General features: G+C 38.4%; 22 protein-coding genes and 1 pseudogene. 15 read left to right on the forward strand and 8 right to left on the reverse strand.

Features of this window, described 5'->3' with window-relative positions; all coding sequences use genetic code 11:
* Positions 1-10: 10 nt before the first annotated feature.
* Positions 11-3,784: a 4-alpha-glucanotransferase gene (gene malQ / locus A3GE_RS11675; RefSeq protein WP_018355696.1), complete on the reverse strand. Its 3,774-nt coding sequence runs from the start codon at positions 3,782-3,784 to the stop codon at positions 11-13.
* Positions 3,785-3,965: 181 nt separating this feature from the next.
* Between malQ and A3GE_RS0102460 the strand changes: the two genes are divergently transcribed.
* From A3GE_RS0102460 to cspD, 6 genes are all read left to right on the forward strand, one after another.
* Positions 3,966-4,697, forward strand: a complete 732-nt coding sequence (locus A3GE_RS0102460; protein ID WP_018355697.1) for a UTRA domain-containing protein — start codon at positions 3,966-3,968, stop codon at positions 4,695-4,697.
* Between the two features lie 149 nt (positions 4,698-4,846).
* Positions 4,847-5,116, forward strand: coding sequence for an acylphosphatase (locus A3GE_RS0102465; RefSeq protein WP_018355698.1), 270 nt, complete (start codon positions 4,847-4,849; stop codon positions 5,114-5,116).
* 89 nt (positions 5,117-5,205) lie between these two features.
* A complete protein-coding gene (locus A3GE_RS0102470; protein ID WP_018355699.1) occupies positions 5,206-5,520 on the forward strand; it encodes a YqcC family protein in 315 nt (104 codons plus the stop codon).
* Positions 5,520-6,230 (forward strand): tRNA pseudouridine(65) synthase TruC, encoded by a 711-nt coding sequence (gene truC / locus A3GE_RS0102475; protein ID WP_026215357.1) that lies wholly within the window; start codon positions 5,520-5,522, stop codon positions 6,228-6,230. Before A3GE_RS0102470 ends, truC begins: the two co-directional genes overlap by 1 nt.
* 4 nt (positions 6,231-6,234) lie before the next feature.
* Positions 6,235-6,393, forward strand: a complete 159-nt coding sequence (locus A3GE_RS11680) for a YoaH family protein (RefSeq protein ID WP_018355701.1) — start codon at positions 6,235-6,237, stop codon at positions 6,391-6,393.
* 151 nt (positions 6,394-6,544) lie between these two features.
* Positions 6,545-6,754, forward strand: coding sequence for a cold shock domain-containing protein CspD (gene cspD, locus A3GE_RS0102485; RefSeq protein ID WP_018355702.1), 210 nt, complete (start codon positions 6,545-6,547; stop codon positions 6,752-6,754).
* An 85-nt stretch (positions 6,755-6,839) separates the two neighbouring features.
* Here cspD and matP read toward each other — a convergent pair whose 3' ends face one another.
* Positions 6,840-7,286 carry a macrodomain Ter protein MatP gene (gene matP / locus A3GE_RS0102490; RefSeq protein ID WP_018355703.1) on the reverse strand — a complete coding sequence of 149 codons (447 nt, stop codon included), beginning with the start codon at positions 7,284-7,286 and terminating at the stop codon, positions 6,840-6,842.
* A gap of 128 nt (positions 7,287-7,414) precedes the next feature.
* Between matP and A3GE_RS0102495 the strand changes: the two genes are divergently transcribed.
* Together A3GE_RS0102495 and fabA are read left to right on the forward strand one after the other, a co-directional pair.
* Positions 7,415-9,178 (forward strand): AAA family ATPase, encoded by a 1,764-nt coding sequence (locus A3GE_RS0102495; RefSeq protein ID WP_018355704.1) that lies wholly within the window; start codon positions 7,415-7,417, stop codon positions 9,176-9,178.
* Between the two features lie 185 nt (positions 9,179-9,363).
* Positions 9,364-9,897: a bifunctional 3-hydroxydecanoyl-ACP dehydratase/trans-2-decenoyl-ACP isomerase gene (gene fabA, locus A3GE_RS0102500; RefSeq protein ID WP_018355705.1), complete on the forward strand. Its 534-nt coding sequence runs from the start codon at positions 9,364-9,366 to the stop codon at positions 9,895-9,897.
* A gap of 103 nt (positions 9,898-10,000) precedes the next feature.
* On the opposite strand, the gene ybaK is transcribed toward fabA, so the two are convergent.
* Complete coding sequence (ybaK, locus tag A3GE_RS0102505) at positions 10,001-10,480, reverse strand: Cys-tRNA(Pro) deacylase (protein ID WP_018355706.1); 480 nt, start codon at positions 10,478-10,480, stop codon at positions 10,001-10,003.
* A gap of 57 nt (positions 10,481-10,537) precedes the next feature.
* On the opposite strand from ybaK, the gene A3GE_RS0102510 reads away from it, so the two are divergent.
* Genes A3GE_RS0102510 through A3GE_RS0102520 form a run of 3 tightly spaced genes read left to right on the forward strand, consistent with a single transcriptional unit; the run spans position 10,538 to position 13,219 of the window.
* Positions 10,538-11,491 (forward strand): oxidoreductase, encoded by a 954-nt coding sequence (locus A3GE_RS0102510; protein ID WP_018355707.1) that lies wholly within the window; start codon positions 10,538-10,540, stop codon positions 11,489-11,491.
* A gap of 15 nt (positions 11,492-11,506) precedes the next feature.
* Positions 11,507-12,802, forward strand: coding sequence for an NCS2 family permease (locus A3GE_RS0102515; protein WP_018355708.1), 1,296 nt, complete (start codon positions 11,507-11,509; stop codon positions 12,800-12,802).
* Between the two features lie 60 nt (positions 12,803-12,862).
* Positions 12,863-13,219, forward strand: coding sequence for a DsrE/DsrF/TusD sulfur relay family protein (locus tag A3GE_RS0102520; protein ID WP_018355709.1), 357 nt, complete (start codon positions 12,863-12,865; stop codon positions 13,217-13,219).
* Between the two features lie 28 nt (positions 13,220-13,247).
* Here the strand turns inward: A3GE_RS0102520 and A3GE_RS0102525 are convergent, their stop codons facing one another.
* Positions 13,248-13,451, reverse strand: a complete 204-nt coding sequence (locus tag A3GE_RS0102525) for a YnbE family lipoprotein (RefSeq protein ID WP_018355710.1) — start codon at positions 13,449-13,451, stop codon at positions 13,248-13,250.
* A pseudogene (locus tag A3GE_RS11390) lies at positions 13,435-16,156 on the reverse strand (YdbH family protein). Before A3GE_RS11390 ends, A3GE_RS0102525 begins: the two are co-directional and overlap by 17 nt.
* A gap of 134 nt (positions 16,157-16,290) precedes the next feature.
* Between A3GE_RS11390 and recB the strand changes: the two are divergent.
* The 3 genes from recB to grxB are packed head-to-tail and all read left to right on the forward strand — an operon-like array spanning position 16,291 to position 22,494.
* Complete coding sequence (recB, locus tag A3GE_RS0102535; protein WP_018355711.1) at positions 16,291-19,905, forward strand: exodeoxyribonuclease V subunit beta; 3,615 nt, start codon at positions 16,291-16,293, stop codon at positions 19,903-19,905.
* A complete protein-coding gene (recD, locus tag A3GE_RS0102540) occupies positions 19,905-21,845 on the forward strand; it encodes an exodeoxyribonuclease V subunit alpha (RefSeq protein ID WP_018355712.1) in 1,941 nt (646 codons plus the stop codon). The genes recB and recD overlap by 1 nt, the downstream gene beginning before the upstream one ends.
* Position 21,846: 1 nt before the next feature.
* Positions 21,847-22,494: a glutaredoxin 2 gene (gene grxB / locus A3GE_RS0102545; RefSeq protein ID WP_018355713.1), complete on the forward strand. Its 648-nt coding sequence runs from the start codon at positions 21,847-21,849 to the stop codon at positions 22,492-22,494.
* Between the two features lie 47 nt (positions 22,495-22,541).
* Here grxB and A3GE_RS0102550 read toward each other — a convergent pair whose 3' ends face one another.
* Complete coding sequence (locus A3GE_RS0102550; protein WP_018355714.1) at positions 22,542-23,024, reverse strand: Dps family protein; 483 nt, start codon at positions 23,022-23,024, stop codon at positions 22,542-22,544.
* A gap of 294 nt (positions 23,025-23,318) precedes the next feature.
* Between A3GE_RS0102550 and cdd the strand changes: the two genes are divergently transcribed.
* On the forward strand, positions 23,319-24,197 hold the full coding sequence (gene cdd / locus A3GE_RS0102555) for a cytidine deaminase (protein ID WP_018355715.1): 879 nt from the start codon (positions 23,319-23,321) through the stop codon (positions 24,195-24,197).
* 26 nt (positions 24,198-24,223) lie between these two features.
* On the opposite strand, the gene A3GE_RS0102560 is transcribed toward cdd, so the two are convergent.
* Both A3GE_RS0102560 and ureG read right to left on the reverse strand, forming a co-directional pair.
* On the reverse strand, positions 24,224-25,045 hold the full coding sequence (locus tag A3GE_RS0102560; protein WP_018355716.1) for an urease accessory protein UreD: 822 nt from the start codon (positions 25,043-25,045) through the stop codon (positions 24,224-24,226).
* 95 nt (positions 25,046-25,140) lie between these two features.
* Positions 25,141-25,776 carry an urease accessory protein UreG gene (gene ureG / locus A3GE_RS0102565; RefSeq protein ID WP_018355717.1) on the reverse strand — a complete coding sequence of 212 codons (636 nt, stop codon included), beginning with the start codon at positions 25,774-25,776 and terminating at the stop codon, positions 25,141-25,143.
* Positions 25,777-25,818 lie beyond the last annotated feature (42 nt).

Genomic DNA, 25,818 nt, shown 5'->3' on the forward strand with positions numbered 1-25,818 from the left:
TGCTCTTTCCTTAGCTCTCACAATGCCAAATATCTGCGTTGTATTGCGCAATAGTTCGGTCTGAGGAGAAGAAGCCTGCTTTGGCGATATTGTGAATCACTTTTTTATTCCAGCTATCTTGATCTTCATAATCCGCTAAAATTTGTTCCTTCGCTTTTACGTAAGTGTTGAAGTCAATCAAGGTCATAAACCAGTCTTTATTCAATAATTCATTATAGAGACGTTTCAAACGTACTGAATTACCGAGTTTTACTAATGCCGGATTAATAATAAAATCTACCGCACGTTTAATGTATTGATCATTATCGTAGTAATCTTTTGAAACATAGCCTGCCGTTTCATAAAGTTTAATGATACTTTGTGAATCTTTACCAAAGGTGTAAATATTTTCTGCGCCAGCAAGCTCTGCGATCTCAACATTTGCGCCATCCATTGTACCCAGTGTTAATGCACCATTAAGCATAAATTTCATATTGCCTGTACCGGAGGCTTCTTTGGATGCAAGGGAGATTTGTTCCGAAATATCCGTCGCAGGAATTAATTTCTCAGCCACACTCACGTTATAGTTTTCCACTAAATAAACATTTAAATATTGATTGACTTCCGGATCGTTATTGATAAGTTCGGATAAACAAAGAATTAAATGAATAATATCTTGTGCAATCACATAAGCAGGCGCTGCTTTACCGCCAAAGATAACGGTGATTTTACGTTGAGGTAATTTACCGGCTTTAATCTCAAGATATTTATGAATCACATAAAGTGCGTTCATTTGCTGACGCTTGTATTCATGGAAACGTTTAATTTGCGTATCAATAATTGAATTTTCATCTAATTCAATGCCTTTATTTTCTTTAAGATAGGTTTTTAACGCTAACTTATTGTTAAATTTAATTTCGGCAAGTTTTTGATGAACTTGTTTGTCATCGGCGAAAGCGAGTAATTTCTCTAACTGTGTGGCATCTTGTAAATAATTATCCCCAATGAGTTGTTTTAGATAAGCCGCCAACTCTTGATTGGAAAATTCTAACCAACGACGGAAGGTGATACCGTTTGTTTTATTATTAAATTTTTCAGGATAGAGGGCATAAAATGCTTTGAGTTCCGCATTTTTCAAAATTTCTGTGTGCAGTGCCGCAACACCGTTCACTGAGTTTGAAAAATGGATATCCATATTAGCCATATGTACACAATTACGTTCATCAATAATTTGTACCGTAGGATCTTTATATTCGCTACGTACTAATTCATCTAATTTTTTAATGATAACGACTAAATGTGGTACGACTTGCTGTAAATAATCAAGCGGCCATTTTTCCAAGGCTTCGGCAAGAATAGTGTGGTTGGTATAGCCCACCATATTACGTACGATTTCTACTGCTTCCAAAAATTTAAGATGATGTTTTTCGGTAAGTAAGCGAATTAATTCAGGGATCACCATTGAGGGGTGAGTGTCATTAATTTGTACGTAAGCATAGTCAGCGAGGTCATGTATGTTACTCCCGCGTTCAATAGCTTCATCAATTAATAATTGTGTCGCATTGGATACCATAAAATATTGTTGATAAATGCGTAATAATTCCCCATTTTTATCAGAATCATCAGGATAAAGAAATAAAGTTAAATTTTCTTTAATATTTGTTTTATCGAACTCAATTCCGTCTTTAATTAAGTGATAATTCACCGATTTAATATCAAATAAATTGAGATAATTTTTTGTTGATTTTTTATAACCTAAAATATCAATACGATCTAATTTTGAGGTTAAAGTAAAGGATTTAAATGGCACTTCATAGCTAACTTTTGTTGGGATTAGCCAAGAATTTTCTTCGATCCAATAATTCGGTTCAGCTTTTTGTTCGTTTTGTTTAAACACTTGTTTAAACAAACCACAATGATAATTTAAGCCCACGCCTTCGGCATTTAAGCCAAGGGTCGCCATTGAATCAATAAAACAAGAGGCTAAACGCCCTAAGCCGCCGTTTCCTAAAGAGGGTTCAGGCTCAATATCTTCAATATGACTTAATGATTTTCCGGCACGTGCCAATTCATCTTTAACTTCTTGATATACCCCAAGGTTAATGAGGTTGTTAGATAATAATTTACCAATCAAAAATTCGGCAGAAATATAATAAACTTTCCGTTTTCCGGTATTTTTTGATTTATCCGCAGAAAGGGTTTTTACATAGTTTAGCAACTGTGCATAAATAGCCTGATCGTTTAATTCTTCAAGAGACTTGTTTGTACTTGCTTGTACAAAATTACTAAATTTAATCATTGCTTTTTCCTTATTTGCTCTTTGATATAACGTGGTTATTTTCGTTAAGAAATCTTTTTTATCTTGGGTTAAATCGGTTTTTAGCATTCGCCATTGCCAGTTTCCACCAATGGTAGAAGGGATATTCATTCTTGAATAGGTTGGCAAATCTAAAATATCTTGCATGGTTGCAATCGCCGTATTACTTACCGTCGCGAATAATTGACGAATCACTGCCTGACAAACAGACTCATCTACGCCACGATGCGTATAATCATTGACATATTGCTGCTGTTCCGCTGCCAAATTGTTATACCAACCATTGATAACATCATTATCGTGTGTACCAGTGTAGGCGATACAATGAGGTATGCAATGGTGCGGGCTATCAAAACTTTCTCCTGTGGTATCTTCAAAACCGAATTGTAAAATTTTCATACCGGGATAACCGCAATCAGCTAACAATTTTTTCGCTTTATCATCAATATTGCCTAGATCTTCAGCGATAATCGGTAAGTCGCCTAATTTTTGTTTTACGGCTTCAAATAGTTCATAACCTGGACCCGGTTGCCAGCTCCCGTACTTTGCAATTTCCGCTTTGCCGTCAACTTGCCAATAATCTGAGAACCCTTTGAAATGGTCGATACGAAGTACATCGTAAATTTTAAAGCTTTCTGCTATACGATAAATCCACCAAGCATAGCCTTGTTTTTTATGTTCATTCCAATCATAAAGCGGATTGCCCCAAAGTTGTCCGGTAGCACTGAATTGATCAGCTGGCACACCGGCGACAAAAAGGGGATTACGTTCAGCATCAAGTTGGAAGAGCTCCGGTTTGGTCCATACTTCAACGCTATCAGCGGAAACATAAATAGGCATATCACCGATAATTTTAATGCCTTTTTGGTTGGCATAATCTTTCAAGGCTTGCCATTGTTTAAAGAAAAAATATTGTGTGACTTTAAAATATTGAATCTGCTGTGCCAGCATTGTGCGGTATTTTTTTAAGGTTTGGGGGTCACGTGCAATGATTTGTTTATCATCCCATTCTTGTAAAGCGTGATTACCAAAATGCTCTTTAATTGCCATAAATTCCGCATAATCAGATAACCAAGTGCGGTTGTTTTTTTCAAAGTTTTCAAATGCGGGGTGGAATTCGTTATTTTCCACAAAATTTTTTACTGCAATTTCCAAAATTGGGCGTCTTGCGTAAAAAATACGCTCATAATCAACTTGTGTTGGGTCATCGCCAAAATTGGTAGAAAGATAATCTTCTTCTTTTAAAAGCCCCATTTGTGCCAATAGATCAAAATCAATCAAATGCGGGTTGCCGGCAATGGCTGAAAAAGACTGATAGGGTGAGTCGCCGTAACTTGTTGTAGTTAATGGAAGGATTTGCCAATAAGTTTGTTTAGTTTCAACCAAAAAATCCACAAAATCATAGGCGGATTGTCCAAAACTACCGATACCAAATGAATTAGGTAATGAGGTGATGTGCATTAAAACGCCGCTTGAACGAGTAAGCATAATTTTTCCTTATGGAAACCAGAACTGTCACCAATTTTAGCTAAAATTTCTCGTTACGCAATATCTTTTACGTAAAAGTGATATCATTAACGTAAAAGTGTGATTTAAATCACAGTTTATAAGTATAGCTTTAGGTGATTTATGCTATCCTATTCACTAAGTAGGCAAGGTGGAATGAAGAATGAGTAAATATAAAAAAGTCTATAACGATATAAAAACTAAAATCAGCAAGGGTGTTTTAACGAAAAATCAGGAATTACCCAGTGAAAATGAACTCATGCAACATTATGGTTTTTCTAAAGATACTATTCGTAAGGCACTTCTATTACTCGAAATGGATGGCTATATTCAAAAGCAACAGGGAAGAAATTCTATTGTTTTAGAACAGAATCTATTAAAACCTCAGCAGCTTTCTGAAATTAAAACACAGAGAGAATTGGATTATTCTTCAACCCATCAAGTGAAAACAACGTTAACGAGTCTATATATTGTGCAAGGGGAAGAAAAATTAATGGATATCTTTAACGTAAATGAGCAAATTGATTTTTACCGTATCGGTCGGGTACGTGAAATTGATGGAGAAAATGTTGAGTACGAACTCTCTTATTTTGACCGTCGTATTGTGCCTTTTATTAGTCGTGACATTGCGGAGCAATCTATTTACCACTATTTAGAAAACGAATTAGGTTTGAAAATTAGTCATTCACAACGGAAAATTACCTTTCGTTATGCTAATGAAGAAGAAAAAAATGTCTTGGATCTTGGCGGGTACGAGATGGTTGTTAGTGTAACCAGTACAACTTATTTAGCGGATGGGCGCCCGTTTCAGTACGGGAGTATTAGTTATCGTCCTGATAAAATTATCTTTGCCACTACGGCGAAACGGGAGATAAAACATTCATCATCAGAGTAGCGATTATGGTGACGTTTTATCTGAGTTTCATTGATTTTGATGGAATGGGTGGTTTAACCGATTATGGAATCAAATTTTTGCCATAAAAAACTACTATGGTGATCAAAATCAAGGAAAATACCGAGTAAGAGTTGGTTTGGGAGGGTTATATGACAAAACAATTTTTCATTTATGGGCTAGTACAAGGTGTTGGGTTTCGCTATTTTACTTGGAAAGAAGCGAAAAAATTAGGTATTAAAGGCTCGGTCAGAAATCGGACTGATGGTTCGGTGGAAGCTACTGCTCAGGGGAGTGAAGAGCAGTTGGAGGCTTTTGAGCAATGGCTAAAGTTAGGCCCTAGAACGGCAAAAGTTGAGAGAGTGATGATAAATATTCATAAAGAAATCTCAGTTGAAGATTTTTCCATAATTCATGGTTAAAAATGACCGCACTTTTTGCGTAGCCACTCGGTTTTACGTAGAATACAGCACTTTTCTAAGTAGTTGCAAATTTCATAATAGGGAGGATTATGCGTAACCAAACTAAACTTCATCTTGAGCAGCTTCAGCAAACCATGCAAAGTTTGAATGTGTGGCAATCAGTACCACCGGCACAGGAAGCATTTTTAAGTGAAGAACCTTTTTCGCTTGATACGATGACACCGGAAGAATGGCTACAATGGGTTTTTATTCCGCGTATGTACGCTTTGCTAGAAAGTGGTGCGCCGCTACCAAACCAAATTGCTATTTCGCCTTACATTGAAGAAGCGCTAAAAGAATTTGATGGGCTTACGTTATTACTTGCTCCCTTATTGGAATTAGAAAAATTATTACATAATCAATGATCCTAGAGATTTTATATCAAGATAAATGGCTGGTTGCCGTGAATAAGCCTGCCGGAATGTTAGTGCATCGTAGTTGGTTAGATCCACATGAAACACAATTTGTCATGCAAAGGTTACGGGATCAAATCGGGCAGCATGTCTTTCCTATTCATCGTTTAGATCGTCCTACATCCGGTGTGTTGCTGTTTGCCTTAAGTAGTGAAATTGCAAATTTGATGTGTCAGCAATTTGAGCAAAAAAAGGTGAAAAAATTCTATTTAGCGGTATTGCGTGGTTATTTAGAAGGGGCGAATAGAATTGATTATCCGTTGAAAATTCAGCTTGATAAAATTGCTGATAAATTTGCAAAAGAAGACAATATCGCTCAAGAGGCGGTAACGGATTATGAATGCCTAAAAATTATAGAAATGCCTTATCCGGCAGGACGTTATGAGACTTCTCGTTATTCTTTGGTGCGTTTAATTCCACATACGGGGAGAAAACATCAATTACGCCGCCATTGCAAACATATTTTTCATCCTATTTTAGGTGACACGCAATATGGGGATTTGCATCAAAATCGGGCTTTAACGGAAAATATAGGCTGTAAACGTTTATTGTTGCATGCGGAAACGTTATGTTTTATCCATCCTATTTCACAGGCAACAATCACAATTCACGCGCCATTGGATGAGCAATGGCAAGATTTAATGACAAAATTCGGCTGGTAAATTTATGTTAGATATACAATTAACGCACGAAGAACAACAAAGAGCGGTTGAAAAAATTCAAGAATTAATGGCAAAAGGCATAAATAGTGGTGAAGCAATTCAAATTGTGGCAAGAGAATTGCGTGAATTATATGAAAAATCAGCAAAAAATACTGAAAAATAAAAATATTTTGTGATCTCTATAACATTTTTAAATATTGCTTGTTGCATAAAAAAACAAAATATTTAAATATAGCGACCAATTAAGGTGATAAGGCATATGCCTTGTTTGTTTTATGGTTGTATAGGCGAAGCCTATATATAAGAGGTCAATAATGGAAATCGGTATTGTTAAGTGGTTTAATAACGCAAAAGGATTTGGTTTTATTTCCGCAGAAGGCGTGGAAGCTGACATCTTCGCACATTACTCTGTGATTGAGATGGATGGTTATCGTTCATTAAAAGCAGGGCAAAAAGTGCAATTTGAAGTGATTCACGGTGATAAAGGATCTCATGCCACAAAAATTATTCCAATTGTGGAATAAGATAAGAGCGTGAATTAAACTGCGCTCTTAAAATTTCTCTATTTAGTTTAATTAAAAGACAAGGTTTGCAGCCTTGTCTTTTTTATTATTTTAATAAATTTTTGAGGCTATCTTTCATTGCTGACATTTGGCTTTCATATAGCGCTTTGCTTTCTCGTTCATCAATCATATAAGTGATTGTTTCTGAAAGAGTCATATTCATTTTGCGTGAATATTTTGAAAGTCGTAGCCAAACCGCATATTCCAAATCAATGGATTTCTTTTTTGTGGATTGTTTTTCGGCATTGAAAAAACGTTTTCTTCTTGCTCGAATAGCTTGATCCAGTTTAATAGGTAATACCGTAGAAAGGTGTTGCTTAATCCAATTTTCAATCTTTTGCGGATAATTCTGACTTTCTAATAGCTCTGCTACAACTGATTCTTGTAAGCTTTTTTCCTCGTAGCGGGTGATATTTTCACCTTCACGATATTTTCGAATTAGGTAAATCCATTTCCAATTAGCTTCTTGGTTTTCTAACTTTTGATATTTCATGACATATAATATTTAGTGACGTGGTAACTCGTTTAATATACGTGTTTTAAATTAATTTTTCCAGCTGATTTTTACAATATACATAAATATGAGATAATGCGGTCAATTTTACTAATGAGAAATCGCCAGTGAGTTCATCTTTTTTTCAAGAACAATTCCTTAATTGGGAATCGCTACAACCCCAATTAGGCTATACTGAACAACCCACTCAACCCCTTGATTTTTGGGCATTACAGCCGAATGCTAAAAATGCCCTTTCTTTGTTTTTGCGTAACCCACATCGTTCCCTCATGGTGCTAAAAGCAGATGATCAGATCGATTATGCTGTCTTGCTTATGCCGCTAGTACGAAAAATGCTACCCCAAGTGCGGTTGATTTTTGGGGTAAATTATATTGTGGAACAGGGGGATTCTTTTTCATTTCCTCGGATAGTGGTTGAGCCGGCACAATCTTTAGAAGATAATTTCTCTGCTTCAGGCGAGGTGGTAACTGCATTATATTGCGATCAATTTCAGCTCTTTGGTAGTGTGAAAGTGCACCCGGGTTCGCAAGATATTCAACTTCATCCGGGATTAATTCACCGTGCTAATGGAGGCGTATTGATTTTGAGCGCTTCAACATTATTGGCACAATTTGATTTGTGGCAGCGTTTAAAACATATTTTACAAACCAAACGATTCGATTGGTATTCTGCACATCCCTTTAAAACATTACCTTGTGAAATCCCAAGCTATCCGCTTGATACCAAAGTGATTGTATTAGGCAATCGTACGGAACTTGCTACCTTAGGTGAGTTGGAAGAAAATTTGTACAATTTTGCAGATTATGCCGAAATTGAAAGTTATCTTTCAGTGGCCGATATCAATGAACAAAAAAATTGGGTAGGTTATGTCCATGGTTTAGCAGAAGAAAATCACTTAGCTTTAGATTTTTCTGCATTGCATAAATTGTATCAATTTCTTGTGAGAGAAAGTGAGAATCGATTTTTAATTAATACTTCACCTACGATATTGAAGAATATATTGCTTAATACTGCAACACTTGCACAAAAAACATCACTAAGTGCGGTTGATTTTGAAGCATTTTTTCAACAGCAAAGAACACAACACGGTTTTTTAAAAGAACAAACCTATGCCGATATTCTCAATGAACAGGTGTATGTAGAAACAGCAGGTGAAATTGTCGGGCAGATTAATGGCTTATCGGTGATTGAATACCCCGGTACACCGGTAGTATTTGGTGAACCTTCACGCATTAGTTGTGTGGTGCAATTTGGTGAAGGGGAAGTGGTGGACGTAGAACGTAAAAATGAGCTTGCCGGAAATTTACACGGTAAAGGAATGATGATTGCGCAAGCCTGCCTATCGAATATTTTAGAATTACCTTCACAACTACCATTCTCCGCCTCTCTTGTTTTTGAACAATCTTATGGTGAAATTGATGGAGACAGTGCATCGCTGGCAATTTTTTGCGTACTTGTCAGTGCATTGGCTGAATTACCTTTACCGCAGCATATTGCAGTAACCGGTTCGATTGATCAATTTGGGCTTGTTCATGCGGTAGGCGGTGTAAACGATAAAATTGAGGGATTTTTCACCATTTGCCAACGGCGAGGGCTTACCGGAAAGCAAGGGGTAATTATTCCGGCAACAACCATTCAGCAGTTGAGTCTTTCCGATGAAGTAGTAAGTGCGGTCAAAAATGGCGAGTTTTTTATTTTTCCGGTAGAAGATATTTATCAAACCTGTGAATTGATTTTCCAACGTGATCTATTGGAAGAAGAAAATAAAATTTACGAAGATCGCAAAATGCCGATTTCCCGCCTAATCCAACGGAGAATTGATTTTCGTGCAGAACCACCGAAAAAAGGTCTGTTGAATTTTTTCAGATAGTTACAGGTTAAAGAGCGAACAAATGTTCGCTCTTCTTTTTTATATAATGCTCCATAGTTCAGTTATTAGGAAACTGATCGGACAAGTTCAGCTAACAAGTGTTTTCTATTTACAGTCTTTCTTATTCCTTTTAGAATGCTTAGCCTCAGTGATTTACTGGAATAAAATAAATTAAGGGAAGAAAAATGCAAAACACTTGTACACCAAATAAAAAAGAAAGTTACAGTTATGAAGATTTGCTGGCATCCGGTCGTGGTGAGCTATTTGGTGTTGAGGGGCCACAACTCCCCGCCCCAACAATGTTAATGATGGATCGTATTGTGAAAATGACGGAAGACGGCGGCACTTTCGGAAAAGGCTATATTGAGGCAGAATTGGATATTCATCCGGATTTACCTTTTTTTAGCTGCCATTTTATTGGCGATCCGGTGATGCCGGGATGTTTAGGTTTAGATGCTATGTGGCAGTTGGTCGGCTTTTTTCTAGGCTGGATCGGCGGTAAAGGAAAAGGTCGTGCATTAGGTGTAGGGGAAGTCAAATTTACCGGTCAGGTTTTACCCACAGCAAAAAAAGTGATTTACCGGATTAATATGAAGCGGGTGATTAATCGTAAATTAGTCATGGGAATGGCAGACGGTGAAGTCGAAGTCGATGGACGGATTATTTATACCGCAACGGATTTGAAAGTCGGATTGTTTCAAGACACTTCTGCTTTTTAATGATGAGTAGCCGACAAAAATATTAGTCGTAGCAGTTTAAAAAACGGGATATGCGTAATTAATTTTTAGGGACAGGTTGATTGCTTGTCCCTTTTTATTGTTCTTATTCTTCATCAATGATATCCACGAACTTGGCATTCAATAAATTTGCCAAATCTTTGGGAGCAAGTTCTACACTTAATCCTCGCTTTCCTCCCGAAACATAAATGGTGTCAAATTCAAGTGCGGTTGAATTTATCACTGTTTTTAGCCGTTTCTTTTGCCCAAGAGGGCTAATTCCTCCTACTAAATATCCACTGCTTTTTTGAGCAAAATCTTTGTCTGCCATTTCTACTTTTTTGACATCAACTGCTTTGGCGGCTTTTTTTAAATTCAACATATTAGATGTAGGTAAAACAAAGCAGGCGAGCTTTTTTTGATCGCCATTTTCGGCGACAAGTAAGGTTTTGAAGGAACGATGGGGATCGATACCTAATTTTTCTGCAGCCTCATCACCAAAATGGATATTATTTGGGTCATGCTCATAAGTATGAAGGGTAAAAGGAATTTTCTGTTTTTTGAGTAAATCGATTGCAGGTGTCATTTTATTTCTAGCCCTTTTTTTGTAGAATAGACCGCTTATTTTATAGCGGAGAAAAAAATGGATGCAAGCCTAAATATTGCCATTGCGGCAGAATTTGAATTATGTGAGAAAATTGCTGAAGCCCTTGAGGAAAGTAGATTTGCAATCGGTAAATTGTCAATTGTAGAAATTTATCCTTTTGATGAGGAACAAGGCGTTCGTTTTAACAATAAAAGTGTTGTGCAATGTTCGCCGGAAAAAGTGGATTGGTCCGAGATTAATTATCTTTTTTTTGCAGGTGATGTTGAACAATTAACCTCCGTTGCGATTGCCGCTGAAAGTGGCTGTGTCATTATTGATATGAAAGGCATATGCGCTGCACTTTCCGATGTGCCGGTTGTTGTACCCACAATTAATGAGGGCGATTTAGTTGAATTAAGACAACGTAACATTGTCAGCTTGCCGGATCCTCAAGTTAGTCAGCTTGCTTTGGCGATTTCTCCGTTACTACAAACAACCAATATCACACAAATTTTCACGACATCTTTGCTTCCTGCTTCTTATCAAAACGGTGAAACTGTCAATAAACTTGCGGGACAAACGGCACGTTTATTGAATGGTATTCCGTTAGATGAAGAGGAAAAACGTTTAGCATTTGACGTTTATCCACAAAAAACAATGGCACTGTCAGCACAATTTCAAAAGATTTTTCCTCAATGTAACTCGGTGATCTTTCATGTCGTGCAAGTGCCGGTATTTTACGGAATGGCGCAAAAAGTGACCGCACTTTGGGATTATGAGACGGATTTTCAACAGCAAGATAATGAACTTATACAATATCATGATATGAATATCACACCGGTAATAAATGGTGAACAAGAAAGTGGTGAAACACAGGTAAAATTACATATCAATCCGTTAAGTGCGGTTGAAAACGGTATTGAATTTTGGACGGTTGCAGACGAGCAGCGTTTTAATCTCGCTCATCTTTCAGTGAAATTACTCGAAGCGATTTATCATCAAGGTTATTAATTTTAAGGAACAATTATGTTAGAACGACTTTTCAAATTGCGTGAAAAAGGCTCGAATACGAAAACCGAAATTATCGCTGGTATCACTACCTTTTTTACCATGGTTTATATTGTATTTGTGAACCCGTCAATTTTGGGAGATGCGGGGATGGATAAACAGGTTGTGTTTGTCACCACCTGTTTAATTGCCGGCATTGGTACGATGGCGATGGGGCTATTCAGTAACCTGCCTATCGCTCTTGCACCTGCAATGGGATTGAATGCCTTCTTTGCTTATGTAGTCGTTGGAAAATTGGGCTATTCTTGGGAAATCGGAATGGGAACAATTTTTTGGGGTTCTGTTGGTTTATTCGTGCTGACGCTTTTTCAAATTCGTTATTGGTTAATGGCGTCCATTCCGTTAAGTATTCGCGTGGGAATTGGTGCAGGGATTGGTTTTTTCATTGCTTTGATTGGTTTTAAAAATATGGGGCTTGTGGTGGCGAACCCCGCTACATTAGTAGCACTGGGGGATCTGCATGATCCTAAAGTTCTACTTGGTGTACTGGGTTTTTTCATTATTGTTGTATTGGCTGCCCGTAATATTTTTTCCGGTGTATTGATTTCCATTGCAGTTGTAACGGGGCTTACCCTTTGGTTGGATGAAACGGTGATGTTCCAAGGGATTATTTCTATGCCACCGGCATTAGACACCGTGGTTGGTAAAGTCGATATTGCGGGCGCATTAGATACCGCATTGCTCGGCATTATTTTTTCATTTTTATTAGTCAATTTATTTGATTCTTCCGGAACATTATTAGGTGTGACGGATAAAGCCGGCATTAGTGATGAAAAAGGGCGTTTCCCAAAAATGAAACAAGCTTTATTGGTTGATAGTATCAGTGCGGTAGGTGGCTCTTATATTGGTACTTCTGCAATTAGTACTTATATTGAAAGCGGTGCGGGTGTTTCTGTAGGGGGACGTACGGGATTGACTGCTGTGACAGTCGGCCTGTTATTTTTACTGACGATTTTTTTCTCGCCGCTCACCGCCGTCGTGCCAACTTATGCTACCGCCGGTGCATTGGTTTATGTGGGGATTTTAATGGCATCCAGCTTAATTCGTGTATCTTGGGATGATTTAACGGAGGCCACACCGGCATTTATTACCGCAGCCATGATGCCTTTCACATATTCCATCACGGAAGGGATCGCCTTTGGTTTTATCAGCTACTGTATTATGAAAACCTGTACCGGTCGTATTAAGGAAATCAATGCACCGGTTTGGGTGGTTTCCCTTTTATTTATTGCGAAATTTGTTTGGGTGGGATAATTTTATGGGCGAGCGAAAGTTCGCCCTTTTTGTATTTGAAAGAAAACTAAGAGAGTTATTATGCAGAATATTCTTTTCATTATTCATTCTTCGCCTTATGGGGATGAACATTTTTTTAGTGCATTACGCCTTGCTTTGCAGTTACAAGAAAAGCATAAAAGTGCGGTCAATTTGAAATTATTTTTAATGTCCGATGCGGTGAGCGGGGCATTGGCAAAACAAAATCCGGCGGAAGGGTATCATTTACAACAAATGTTAGAAATTTTAACCTCACAGGGGGCGACCGTAAAACTTTGCAAAACCTGTACCAATGCAAGGGGTATAACGGATTTATCTTTGACGGAAGGGGTAGAAATCGGCACATTGGCAGAGCTTGCCGATTGGACGATAGAAGCGGATAAAGTGCTAAATTTTTAAGAAATGAAATGGCTTACGAGGTAAGCCATTATTTTTTTCCATGTTCTCCTACCACAGTCCTCGTTTTTTCATCCATTGTGACATTAATATTATGATCCACCACCACATTCATATTAATTGTGATGCCTTCTTTTGGTGTATCAAGCTGAATGGTGGGGGTACAGCTTGTCAGCAAGCTAAACGCAGCTAAAAGAAATAAAAAGTGCGGTCGATTTTTAAGGTGTTTTTTCATGTTCTAAATTTTGGTAAAGCCGATATTGTAAATTTTGTTCAAACTGAGCGCCGTAGTCAATCATATTCCATAATTCAAACATATTTTCTTGGTGATTATAGTTCAATGTAATAGGGTTATGCGTCGGGTTATTTACGTTGAAGCCTTTAATTGTAGCACGTAAATTCATTTGCCCGTTCGGGGTGAGATTAATACTCGCATGGGTGTTTTGTAGTTCCATTTCTTTTAATAAATCAACCAGAATGCTTTCGGTCAAACCGCCTTTTTTTAGCCCTTTAGCTACCTCATCATTCAATTTAATTCGCATTTTATCGGCTTGTTGTAATGTCCCGCCACAAATTAAACAGGCGGAATGATTGAGCCAAAAAGGCAAGGCTGCATTGACACGTCCTTCCAAATGAACTTGATTATATTGCGCCATTTCCATCACGCGTCGGAGATCAATATTATGAAATTTTAGCGTCGCAATTTTATGTTGCGGCAAATTCAGTTTGTCTATGGTTAATTCACCGTCAAATAAACCGATTCTCACATTACTCAGGGTGAGCGGTTTTGCCCTAGAATTAGGATAAGTGCCGGATAAATTAAATACGGCATCATTCAGGAATAATGCCCCTTTACGCATATTACGAACAGAAACCTTAATCGGATTTTTAGTGGAATTTTGTAAAGCATTATTTTGATAATTAAGTGGGAAACGAATGTCTAAATCTTCAATTTCACCATCAGGAAAGGAAAGACCGACATGATAAAGTTGTAGATTCCCTTTCATCGTAATCCCTTTTTGATCAATATTGAAATTGCCGATGCCTTTAATATGTCCATTATGGATTAACCAGCCCCATTGTTGAGGAAAAAGCGATTGGAATATGCTTGCCGATTGTTTTTTCCAACTGATTTTTCCTATTAACTTTTGATTTTCATAACGGGCGAGCAGATCAATCGGACCTAATGTACCCGCCTTTAAATCACCGGCAATATTAAAACGTTCAATACTTTCCCCATCAATACCAACAGCAAAAACAGGTTGAGTGAAACCGCCGCCGTAATCAAAGGCAATCTGATCGCTCTTGATTTGCAACAAACCTCGAATATGGGATTTTTCATAATCCCAACGTAAACGATCTTTTAATTCTAACGAGAGAGGCGCTATGGTTATGCCGTTTGTTTGAATCTTATCAGAATGGGCAGTGAGTTGATTTAATTCAATATGATCCCCTTGCCAAAATCCGATACCTTGTAGTTTGATCGGTGTTTTTAAGGTATTCGAATAGGCGTTACCATTAATTGTCCAATCCCAACGGTTATCAGCATTCAGTTCGGCATCGCGTAATTTTTGTTGTGGATCACGTAATTCAAAGACGGTTTTGATCCCTGCAATAAATTCGTCCGCTTGTCCGTCCAGTTTTAAATCAATGCCGGAAAATTGTGGCGTAAAACCTTGTAATGTTGCCTGTAATCGCCCATTTAAGCCGTATTTACCAATTTGAATATGATCTAATGGCAAACGAACGTGAATATTGGTGTCTTGTTGTTGATTATCCATTTTGAAAATAGAGCCTTCGTTAAAACGAAGTAAGGGGTTATCAAACGAACCGCTGAGATGATAACTTAAATTCGTGTGTGCAACCGTATTGTTCACCGCGCGTTTTTAAATTAAAATGGATCTGATCTTGTTTTTCTCCCCCTCCAATTTCGCCATTTTCGCCGGAAATTACAATCTCGCCTTTACCATACTCACCAAAGGTTTGTACGATTATGTTGGTATCAATACCAAAGGGAAGCCAGCCTTTTTGTGGTGTGCGTAACGACAAGCCTAAAAATCCTTTAATAGGTTGATAACCGTCAAACGTCCAATAAAATGTTCCCCAAGAAATTTCCAGACCGTTCTGAGTAAAAATAAACGGCACGTCCAATAATGGTGATTTTCGTGCAAGATCTTGTGCCTTAATCACGCCATTTTCTCCTTCCCAAGACAATCTTGCTTCTCCGTTATTGACGGAAAAATGAGGGTTTTGCCATGTTAAGATAATTTCTCCTTTTGGCTGTATCCGGAGAATTTCATCATTTAATTGAAGGTTAAAATGTGACTGATAAGATTGTTTTTCTTCCGGTTGATAATCGATTTTCCCCCGCCAAATAAAGTGATTATCCTGAGAGGAAAGGGTGGATTGGTGCTGTAATATTAATCCTTTGTCATTTTGGGCGGATAAATTCAGCTGAAATTGATCGTGGTTACCATTTGCCGTTGCGGAAATATCGGCATTGAGAATATCCTGAAAAACAGGCGGAACAAGATTGTTAGCATTTGAGAGTTGAAGTTGCTTAATATTAATTTCAAAGGTCGGCATTGTCGCAAAAAGTGCGGTCAATTTTATCGATGTTTTGTCATAACGGCTTGGCATAGTTTGAATACAGGCGTAATCGACCACTGCATTTTCAACCGCTAAATGGGGAGAAAACCAACCATTAAGTTGAATATCATGTAGCTCTGCCAGCGTGCATTTTTCTGAATTTACTTGCAAAGTAGGGAGTTTTAATCCTTCACTATTTATCGTCCAATCGGATAATTGCACGGAATAATCCGGCGCCAAGAAATAATTGACCGTACGCTCGATTTGTTTTGGTGAAATCCACCATGGCAAAGAAATCATTCCGATTAAAAGCATCAATGCCAACAAGGCACAACCACGACCCTTTCGCATATTTCCTCAATTATCCTGTTTTTTAGCGGCTTATTGTAACCGAAATAATCGTCATTAAAAAATTACTTAATACATAGCCAAAGCGATAATTCCCCCCTAAAATAGTGTCTATTTAATCCCTCATTTGCGAAACTATGACAAAATCAACGCCGCTTAATCCCGTCGAATTACCCTTAAATCAAGTGAGTTTGATTGAGGCATCAGCCGGAACAGGGAAAACTTACACCATTGGTTCCCTTTATCTTCGCCTTTTGTTGCAAGCAGGAGAGCAAAATTTTTCACGTCCGTTGAATGTTGAAGAAATTTTGGTGGTCACCTTTACGGAAATGGCGACGGAAGAATTAAAGCAAAAAATTCGTGAACGCATTACAGATGCCATTCAGAAATTGTCTACTTATGTGGAAACACAATCGAAAAGCGCTTTTAAAAATGATGAATTTCTGACCGCACTTTCTCACACTATTAATGATTTTCCTCTTGCTATTCAGCGATTAAAATTGGCAGAGCAAAATACAGATCTTGCCGCTATTTTTACCATTCATGGTTTTTGTCGCCGAATGTTGATGCAATATGCCTTTCATTCCGGTGTACATTTCAATTTGGAATTAGTAAAAGACCCGTCGGATTTGCTCAAACAATTTGCGAATGAATTTTGGCGCGAGCATTTTTATCCCCAACCTTTTGAGATAGCGAGTTTTATTGCACAAGAATTGAAATCACCGGATAACGTGTTAGCAGTGCTTAAAAATGATATTGGCAAAAACTTCGATGCTGAATTGGAAAATAGGGATCTTCTCAGCTTACCCCTTGAAACACTTTTAGAGAAAGTGGCGGCGCAACGCAATATCATTGATAAATTAAAACAAACATGGCAAGAAAATGAGGCTGAAATTAAGCATTTCATCGCACAGGAACTTCAAAATAAACGATTAAACGGTAATAAATATCGCTCCAACCATTTACCCGGTTATTATAAGCGTGTAGCCTCTTGGACGAAGAATGTTACACAACATTCATTAAGCGAAGATATTATCAAATATTTCACACAATCTGCGGTGAATAGCAATGCGGCAAAGGACAAAAAGCCAAATCACTCCACTGTTTTAGAAGAATTGGATCGCTTGGTTGAAGAATTTCAACAAACGATTTCTCCCGATTTACTTCGAAAACTTATCTTTTTCCATTACCGTCAAGGCATTCAACAAAAACTCCTTGAGTATAAACGTAATCATCAAGAAAAATCTTTTGACGATTTATTGCAATTACTTTGCGAAGCCTTACAAAATGAGCAGGGCGATCAACTCGCCGAAATGATCCGTTTTCAATATCCTTTTGCCATGATCGATGAATTTCAGGATACGGATGCGCAACAGTATGGGATTTTTTCCAAAATTTACCGAGAAAATCAATCAAACAATACCGGTTTTATTATGATTGGCGATCCTAAACAGGCGATTTATCGTTTCCGTGGTGCGGATATCTTTACTTATCTAAAGGCGGCGGATCAGGCGGATAAACGTTTTAATTTAATGAAAAACTATCGTTCCGAACAACGGGTGGTGGAGGGCGTAAATCAATTATTCGATTTTCCTAAATCGCCATTTATTTATGACAATATTGAATTTACTCCGGTTAGTGCAAGAAAGGATCATCGCCAATTTTATTTAAATGGTGAACAGGAACCTGCTTATCGGTTTTATTTGACAGAAGAAAAGGGCGGAAAATTAGATAAAACCGAGCTTGCCCAGACTTGTGCGGTTTCAATTCAACATTGGCTAAAAAGTGCGGCTGAAAATCAGGCTGTTTTTAAGGGCGATAAGGATAGTCAAACTTTGCAGGCTGCTAGTATCGCCGTGTTAGTGCGTGACAGACATGAAGCGGCATTTGTGAAAACGGCATTACAGCAACGGGGCATTGCTTCGGTGTTTCTTTCAGATCAAAGCAGTGTGTTTGACAGTCGGATTGCGAAAGAATTGGTGCTGGTTTTGAAAGCCTGCTTGAATGTGGCGGAACGCCCTATTTTAAATGCCATTGCTACTGCACTTCTCGGTTTGACGGCAGCAGAAATTCACCAAATCCATCATAATGAACAAGATTGGCAACGTTGGGCGGATAGTTTTGCACAATATCAACAAACTTGGCAACGACAAGGCGTACTGCCCATGTTGCACCGACTTTTACTTGAACAGGGTATCGCAGAGCGTTTATTAGGCGTACCGAGTGGCGAGCGTGATTTAACGGATTTTTTACACCTTGCCGAGATTTTACAACAAGCTTCCACATTAAATAACAGTGAAGCAGCATTACTGAGTTGGTTAGAAAAACAAATTCAAGGCGAGGGCAGACAAGAGGCGCAAATTCGTTTGGAAAGCGAACGTCAGTTAGTCAAAATTGTCACCATTCATAAATCCAAAGGGTTGGAATATGATTTAGTTTGGTTACCGTTTTTAGCCGTGCCAAGCCGTGATCCTAATCAATCCGCTGATATTAATCTCTATTACTCGCAGGATAAAAAGACCGTTTTATGGGATATGGAAAATCGCCATTTAGATGAATTGACAGAAGAGACCTTTGCGGAAGAATTGCGTTTGCTTTATGTGGCATTAACGCGGGCTAAATACCAAATGGCGTTTGCCTTGCCGGAACAATTTGATAAAAAATGGAATCCGCTTCTTTACGTGCTTAGCCGTGGGGAAATTGGTAAAAATTTAGCTTTGCTACAAACCTATTCAACACACTCATTACTTAATGAATTTAAAGCAAATGTGCCGAGCGTAACTATTGAATCGGCAAACCAATTAAATGAATTGCCACCGTTAGCTTTTTCTTTAGTGCAAGATGATCTTTCTGTCTCTTCCTTTCATGGGGAGATCGAACAAAATTGGCATATCACCAGTTTTACCGGCATTGAACAAAAACACCGTAGAATGAACTATTTCAACGAAAGTGCAGTAGAAAAAAAACTTGTTTTTGATGAAGCAAAAGATTATGACACACAACTGTCAGCACAATATTCTCCGGAAATATTGACCGCACTTTCCAATGACAACCTGCCGATCATTGCTGAGCTTCCACGCGGCACACAAGTGGGAACGTTGCTACATCGTTATTTAGAAAAAAATGATTTTAATGCACTGACTAATGACATTGCCCTTGAAAAACTTTGCCAAGAATTGCAGATGGATGTGGAATTTATTACATCATTACAGCAATGGTTTGAGCAAATTGTGCAAACGCCTTTAACCAAAGCATTCCCTTTAAAATTAATTGATTTGGCAAAATCCGATTGTATCAAAGAGATGTCTTTTTATTTATCCATTCGAGAGCATTTTGATGTGGTGGGCTTCAATCAAGCATTACAAGCCCATCATCATTTGCCAAGTGAAATGCTGCAGTTTGAGGATATTCAAGGGATGATACGTGGCACAATTGATTTGGTTTTTCGCTATCAAGGCAAGTATTATTTATTGGATTATAAATCTAATTTTCTTGGTGAAAATTGGGAGGATTATGCGCCTTCTACCTTAGCAAAAGCGATGTTACATCATCACTATGATTGGCAATATTTGCTTTATACCTTAGCGTTACACCGTTATTTAAAAACCGTAGATAGCGATTATGACTATGAACGTGATTTTGGCGGTGTGTTTTACCTTTTCTTAAGGGGAATGAATGGTGAACCGCAATCCGGCGTGTTTTTTGATCGCCCAAGTACACAACTCATCAATGAATTAGAGGAGGTGTTTTAATGCTAATACTCTTACAAACATTGAATGAACAAAATATTATCAGTTTAGGCGACTATTATTTTGCAAAACTTATTGCGGATAAGCAGCAGGAAGATCTCCCCGAACCGACTAAAAATTTAGCCGTTTTACTGGCAGCACTTTGTAGTTGGCACTACGCGCAAGGTAATACCTGCGTTGAGTTGGATAAAGCATTGGAACGGAATTTATTCGGTTTGGCATATCGTGCCACAGAAAAAGATTATCTTGCAGAGATTCAACAAAAAATAGATTTTCTCTCGGTCGAGCAATGGCAATCTCATTTACGAGGGCATCTTGCATTTACGCAAGATCCGATTTCACACATTGCTCCGATAGTTTTTCAATTTAATGCCTTGTATTTTTATCGTATTTGGCAAGATGAATATCGTGTTGCACAATATATTAAAAACACCTTAAAAAATCACCGCACTTTAGCTTTTTCACCTGATGAAATTCGAGAAAATTTAGCGCGTTATTTTCCACAACAAACAGAAGAAATCGACTGGCAAAAGGTCGCGGTTGCGACGGCTATTAAAAATCCGTTCACGGTTATTACAGGTGGTCCCGGCACCGGAAAAACCACCACTGTGACAAGGCTGTTATTAGTATTACAAGAATTATATGAACATAGGTTACACATCAAATTAGTTGCCCCTACGGGTAAAGCGGCGTCACGACTGGAAGAATCCATCCAAAATGCTTTAGTTTTTTTACAACAATCCATGGGATTATCTGAGGTATTAGTACAATCTATTCCGCAAAAAGCCGAAACATTACATCGTTTGCTTGGTGTCAATGCTTTTAATGAGCATACTCACCATAATGAGAGAAATCCATTACAACTTGATGTTTTGGTGGTGGATGAAACTTCAATGATCGATTTACCCTTAATGGCGAAACTCATCAATGCACTAAAACCGGAAAGCCGTTTGATTTTATTAGGTGATCAAGCACAACTTGCTTCTGTGGAGGCAGGAGCGGTACTAGGTGAATTAGCACAATGGGTAGAAGAGCCTTATAGTGAGGAACAAGCAGATTATTTATGCCAAACCACAGGGTATAATGTGCCAAGTGCAGCGGTTGCCAACCCGATGCGTGATAGTTTGTGTCATCTCACCTTCAGCCGCCGCTTTGATAAAGATTCCGGTATTGGCAAACTCGCCGAGCAAATTCAGCGTGGTAATGGGGAAGAAAGCCTTAAGCTATTTTCAGCGTTCCCTCAGGAATTATATTTTAATCGGCTCAATGCCGAACAAAGTGAAAAGGATTGGGTACACCAAGTAGTGGAAAGTGCGGTTGAAAATTATCGTCTTTATTTAACGGAATTACGGGAATTACAAGAGCTGGGTGTGGATTTTAATCAATTAAATGAAGAAGGTAAAACCTATGCGGAGGTGATTCAAGCCCGTTTTAATTCGATCCGATTTTTGACCGCACTTCGTAATAGCCCATTAGGTGTGGAAAATCTGAATAAAGAAATCGCTTTAGCATTGCGTCGAGAACATTTGCTTTGGTTTCGAAATGAGCAAGATTGGTATCTTGGCAAACCGATTATGATCACAGAAAACGATCATAATGTACGTTTGTATAATGGTGATATTGGTTTGTGTTTGGCAAATGGCAAAGTATGGTTTGGGAATCGTGAAGTATTAACCAGCCGTATTCCTGCCCATGAACCGGCATTTATTATGACGATTCATAAATCGCAAGGCTCAGAATTTGATCACACGCTAATGGTACTACCGACGGAGCCTAATCCGGTGCTTTCCCGCGAATTGGTGTTTACCGGTGTAACTCGAGCCAAAAAATCACTCACCGTTTTTGCCGATGAAAAAATCTGGAAAATAGCAGTACGACAGACCGTAAAACGGCAGAGTGGGTTAGGCAAATTATTAGAAAATTTCACTCAAACAGGAGACTAATATGAAATTATATGCTTATGATCATTGTCCGTTTTGTGTCCGTGCAAGAATGATCTTTGGGTTAAAAAATCTGCCTTTTGAACTTGTTATTCTTGCCAATGATGATGAAACGACGCCAATCGGTTTGGTGGGGAAAAAAGTCGTACCGATTTTAATTAAAGAAGATGGCACGGCAATGCCGGAAAGTTTGGATATTGTCCGTTATGTGGATGAAAACTTCGGTGAGAGAATTCTTTCTGAACAAATTCGTCCTGAAATTGAGGAATGGGTAAAAAAGCTCGGTCATTACTATAATCATTTGCTCATTCCACGTTTTGTAAAAATGGATCTGGCGGAATTTAAAACCCAAAGTGCGGTGGATTATTTTACTAAAAAGAAAACCGAATCTATCGGAGATTTTCAACAGAATTTAGATGAAACGGCAAATTATCTTGTTCGCTTACATCAAGATCTTGAAAATCTTGTGCCACTAATTCAATCCGTTGCAACGTTGAATGATGGGCTTTCATTGGAAGATATTATTGTTTTCCCTATGCTGCGTAATTTAACGTGCGTACGTGATATCCAGTTTCCACCGGAAGTGCGGGCATATTTAGAAAAAATGTCTGAACAGAGTGGTGTGGATTTGTATTTTGATAAGGCGATTTAATAACAAAAAACCTGCCAATTGGCAGGTTTTCTTTTCATCATCTTTAATTATGCATGGCAAGTCTGGCAAGCAGCTTGGAACATCCATACCAGTTTTTCTTGCTCTTTGATGTAATCGCTCATTTGAGATGCCGTACCTTCATCATCAGCATCACCTGCAATGGCGAGAATTTCACGTTGTTGCTCAAGCAATACTTTTAAGCCTGATAATGTGCCGGATAAACATTCTTGCGCTCCGCTTACGGCGATGTCTTCTTGAATGCGAGAGACTTTTAAGTATTGGCTGTAAGCATTGTTTGGGGTATGACCTAAAGTGAGGATACGTTCTGCGAGCTCATCAATTTTAGTAATTAAATCTGTATAAATTTCCTCAAATTTTGCATGTAATTCAAAGAAGTTTACGCCTTTAATATTCCAGTGATAACCACGCACATTGGTGTAGAAAATTTGGTAAGTAGCAAGTAAATCGTTTAATTTTTGTGCTAATTCTGCGGATTGTTCTTTATCTAAACCGATAGATGTTTTTGACATAATATTTTCCTCTACGTTGTTGATGGTTTTTTAGAGATAGAAGCTATCTTGCTTCAAGTATGTCTATTATACATAATAAAAGTAGGGAATAAAGCCACTTTATTAGATAAAATTGATAGGTTATTTATATCAAAATCAATTTTTTTGAAAGATTTAACGATTAATTAACAAAATTTCTGTATAGACTAACTTGTGATCTTTTTTACAGATTTTATAAAGTAAGCGACTGGAGTAACCCGATTTTGATCTACAATAAGTGCGGTTAAATTTTAAGATATTTTTTAAGGAGAGAATATGCAAGAATTAATTAAGCATGCACTGCCACTGGATGTGGCATTGAATCAGGCAATTGTAAACGAATTGGAAGAGGGAAATTGGGCTGGCTTTTTGACTGCTCAACAAGTGGAGCGACTTTGTTTGGACTTTAGATTAGAGTCCTTGCAATTAGCCATACATCTACTTCCTATCGCTGCTTGTTATAGTCATACAGCCGTTTCCCACTTTAATGTCGGCGCAGTGGCAATTGGTCAAAAGGGGGATTTTTATTTTGGGGCGAATCAAGAATTTGCGAATGTAGAAATTCAACAGACTATTCATGCCGAACAAAGTGCGATTAGCCACGCGTGGTTGCGCGGTGAAACACAAATTGCTCATCTGGCGGTTAATTACACACCTTGTGGACATTGCCGTCAATTTATGAATGAATTGCAAGGTGCTGAAAAGTTGCAAATTCATCTTCCCCATTGTTTAAATAACCCTTTATATCATTATTTGCCGGATTCTTTCGGACCAAAAGATCTTGATATTACGGCTCATTTATTGGCAAAAGAAGATCATCATTTGATTGCCAATCATTCTGATGAATTGATTAATCAGGCGATCTTAGCGGCGAACCAATCCCATTGCCCCTATTCCGAAAGCCCGCACGGTGTTGCTATGTTGTTCAAAAATGGGGAAATCATTAGCGGGCGATATGCGGAAAATGCAGCGTTTAATCCAAGTTTACCGGCATTACAAACCGCACTGAATTTTTCCTATTTGAATGACAAAATATTAACGGATATTCAGCGTATTGTGATGGTGGAAAAACCGGCAAAATTGAGCCATAAATCAATGACCGGGAAACTTTTGCAGGCATTGAATCTGCCTGTTTTAGAATATGTAGAGGTATAACAATAGGGCAGAGTAATCTGCCCGTTTTATATGCTTTCTCTTTGAAAATATTTGGCAAAAGTTTGAAATAGCTCTTGAATTTGCTCGGCACGATGCCCGAGTACACGTACCATTATTCCGCCACTGTTCAAAAGGGAAGCCCCAACCAGCATGGTTTTTTCCTCTGCAATATGCGTGTGAATGGTTTGTAAAATTACCTTTAATTCGACCGCACTTTTACCTAGGTTTAGATAGATTAATGATCCTTGATGGGAATAGTTTTCCATTTGGCTTAATGCGGTGAGATTCATTGATGAAGGCAACCATTGAATACAATCCGACACAAGCGGACGTTTTTGACCATTATTTTGTAATTCATAAATTTTCAAATGAGATGAAAACTGGCGGAAAGCAAAACGTTCATTATTTAGCACACGCCCAATGGCGACAATCTCACCGTAGATCAGTTCACTGTTCGGCTGCATTTCAATGATTGTTTTCTGTTTGAAAGCAGAATCTTTATGCAGCACCAAGGGATGTGGCAAGTAGAACAAGCGGCTACATTCAGCTAAGTCAATTTTCGTGATTTGTTCTGCACTTTCGCTTTCATTCATTGCTTGTACACGAGTGAATGCTTGCGTATTAAGTGAAAGTGCGGTGGATTTTGCCAGTGAAATTTGAATATCCAGCACATCACCGGCCAGTACACCGGGTGAGGACGACATTTGCATTGCATTTAACCCCTGGTGCCAAATACCCGCATAATGAGGCAAAACCATCACTTTAAAGGGCGATGTGGCAAAATATTCGGCAAGTTGGGTCTTGCCGTTTGGGGAGAGTTTGGTAGAAAGTTTGAGTTTACTGTTCATTGTTCAAGTCTTAACCCTCTCTATTTTGAAAAGTCTGGGAGATTTTACTTCGGTCAAATCTCCCTCGCGCCTCTTTACTAAAGAGGAGAATGGCTTTATCTCACTAACGCTTTGGGCTCTTCTATATTTTGCAGTAACGCATATTTCTCGATCCAACCAATTACACCATCTAAATTTTCTTTTTTCATTAGATCGGTGAAAATAAACGGCTGACCGTTACGCATACGGCGGGCATCACGTTCCATTATGCTTAAATCTGCACCTACGAATGGGGCAAGGTCGGTTTTATTAATCACCAATAAATCCGAACGGGTGATACCCGGCCCGCCTTTGCGTGGAATTTTTTCGCCTTGTGCCACGTCGATGACGAAAATGGTCACATCTGCCAAATCCGGGCTAAAGGTGGCTGAAAGATTGTCACCACCCGATTCGATAAAGATAATTTCCACATCAGGAAAACGGGCTACCATTTCATCTACGGCTTCAAGATTCATTGAGGCATCTTCACGGATTGCGGTATGAGGGCAGCCGCCGGTTTCTACGCCCATAATACGCTCTGGTGGAAGCAGGCTGTTTTTGGTTAAAAATTCTGCATCTTCTTGCGTGTAAATATCATTGGTGATCACCGCCACACTGTATTTGTTGGCGATTTCGCGAGTGAGTTTTTCAATTAATGCGGTTTTACCTGCCCCAACAGGGCCGGCTACGCCGATTTTAATGTAATTACGCATTTTATTTCCTTTTTCTAATTATTCCCCACCTCCTATTTACAG

This window comes from Rodentibacter pneumotropicus DSM 21403 (assembly GCF_000379905.1).
Taxonomy (GTDB): Bacteria; Pseudomonadota; Gammaproteobacteria; order Enterobacterales; family Pasteurellaceae; genus Rodentibacter; species Rodentibacter pneumotropicus.

Coding starts and splice junctions, on each gene's coding strand:
- fabA (WP_018355705.1), top strand. CDS start 9,364: ATGCAAAACACTTGTACACCAAATAAAAAAGAAAGTTACAGTTATGAA.
- A3GE_RS0102510 (WP_018355707.1), top strand. CDS start 10,538: ATGGATGCAAGCCTAAATATTGCCATTGCGGCAGAATTTGAATTATGT.
- A3GE_RS0102520 (WP_018355709.1), top strand. CDS start 12,863: ATGCAGAATATTCTTTTCATTATTCATTCTTCGCCTTATGGGGATGAA.
- A3GE_RS0102550 (WP_018355714.1), bottom strand. CDS start 23,024: ATGTCAAAAACATCTATCGGTTTAGATAAAGAACAATCCGCAGAATTA.
- cdd (WP_018355715.1), top strand. CDS start 23,319: ATGCAAGAATTAATTAAGCATGCACTGCCACTGGATGTGGCATTGAAT.
- A3GE_RS0102460 (WP_018355697.1), top strand. CDS start 3,966: ATGAGTAAATATAAAAAAGTCTATAACGATATAAAAACTAAAATCAGC.
- cspD (WP_018355702.1), top strand. CDS start 6,545: ATGGAAATCGGTATTGTTAAGTGGTTTAATAACGCAAAAGGATTTGGT.
- A3GE_RS0102470 (WP_018355699.1), top strand. CDS start 5,206: ATGCGTAACCAAACTAAACTTCATCTTGAGCAGCTTCAGCAAACCATG.
- A3GE_RS0102465 (WP_018355698.1), top strand. CDS start 4,847: ATGACAAAACAATTTTTCATTTATGGGCTAGTACAAGGTGTTGGGTTT.
- A3GE_RS0102525 (WP_018355710.1), bottom strand. CDS start 13,451: ATGAAAAAACACCTTAAAAATCGACCGCACTTTTTATTTCTTTTAGCT.
- A3GE_RS0102560 (WP_018355716.1), bottom strand. CDS start 25,045: ATGAACAGTAAACTCAAACTTTCTACCAAACTCTCCCCAAACGGCAAG.
- ybaK (WP_018355706.1), bottom strand. CDS start 10,480: ATGACACCTGCAATCGATTTACTCAAAAAACAGAAAATTCCTTTTACC.
- grxB (WP_018355713.1), top strand. CDS start 21,847: ATGAAATTATATGCTTATGATCATTGTCCGTTTTGTGTCCGTGCAAGA.
- matP (WP_018355703.1), bottom strand. CDS start 7,286: ATGAAATATCAAAAGTTAGAAAACCAAGAAGCTAATTGGAAATGGATT.
- ureG (WP_018355717.1), bottom strand. CDS start 25,776: ATGCGTAATTACATTAAAATCGGCGTAGCCGGCCCTGTTGGGGCAGGT.
- recD (WP_018355712.1), top strand. CDS start 19,905: ATGCTAATACTCTTACAAACATTGAATGAACAAAATATTATCAGTTTA.
- recB (WP_018355711.1), top strand. CDS start 16,291: ATGACAAAATCAACGCCGCTTAATCCCGTCGAATTACCCTTAAATCAA.
- A3GE_RS11680 (WP_018355701.1), top strand. CDS start 6,235: ATGTTAGATATACAATTAACGCACGAAGAACAACAAAGAGCGGTTGAA.
- A3GE_RS0102515 (WP_018355708.1), top strand. CDS start 11,507: ATGTTAGAACGACTTTTCAAATTGCGTGAAAAAGGCTCGAATACGAAA.
- malQ (WP_018355696.1), bottom strand. CDS start 3,784: ATGCTTACTCGTTCAAGCGGCGTTTTAATGCACATCACCTCATTACCT.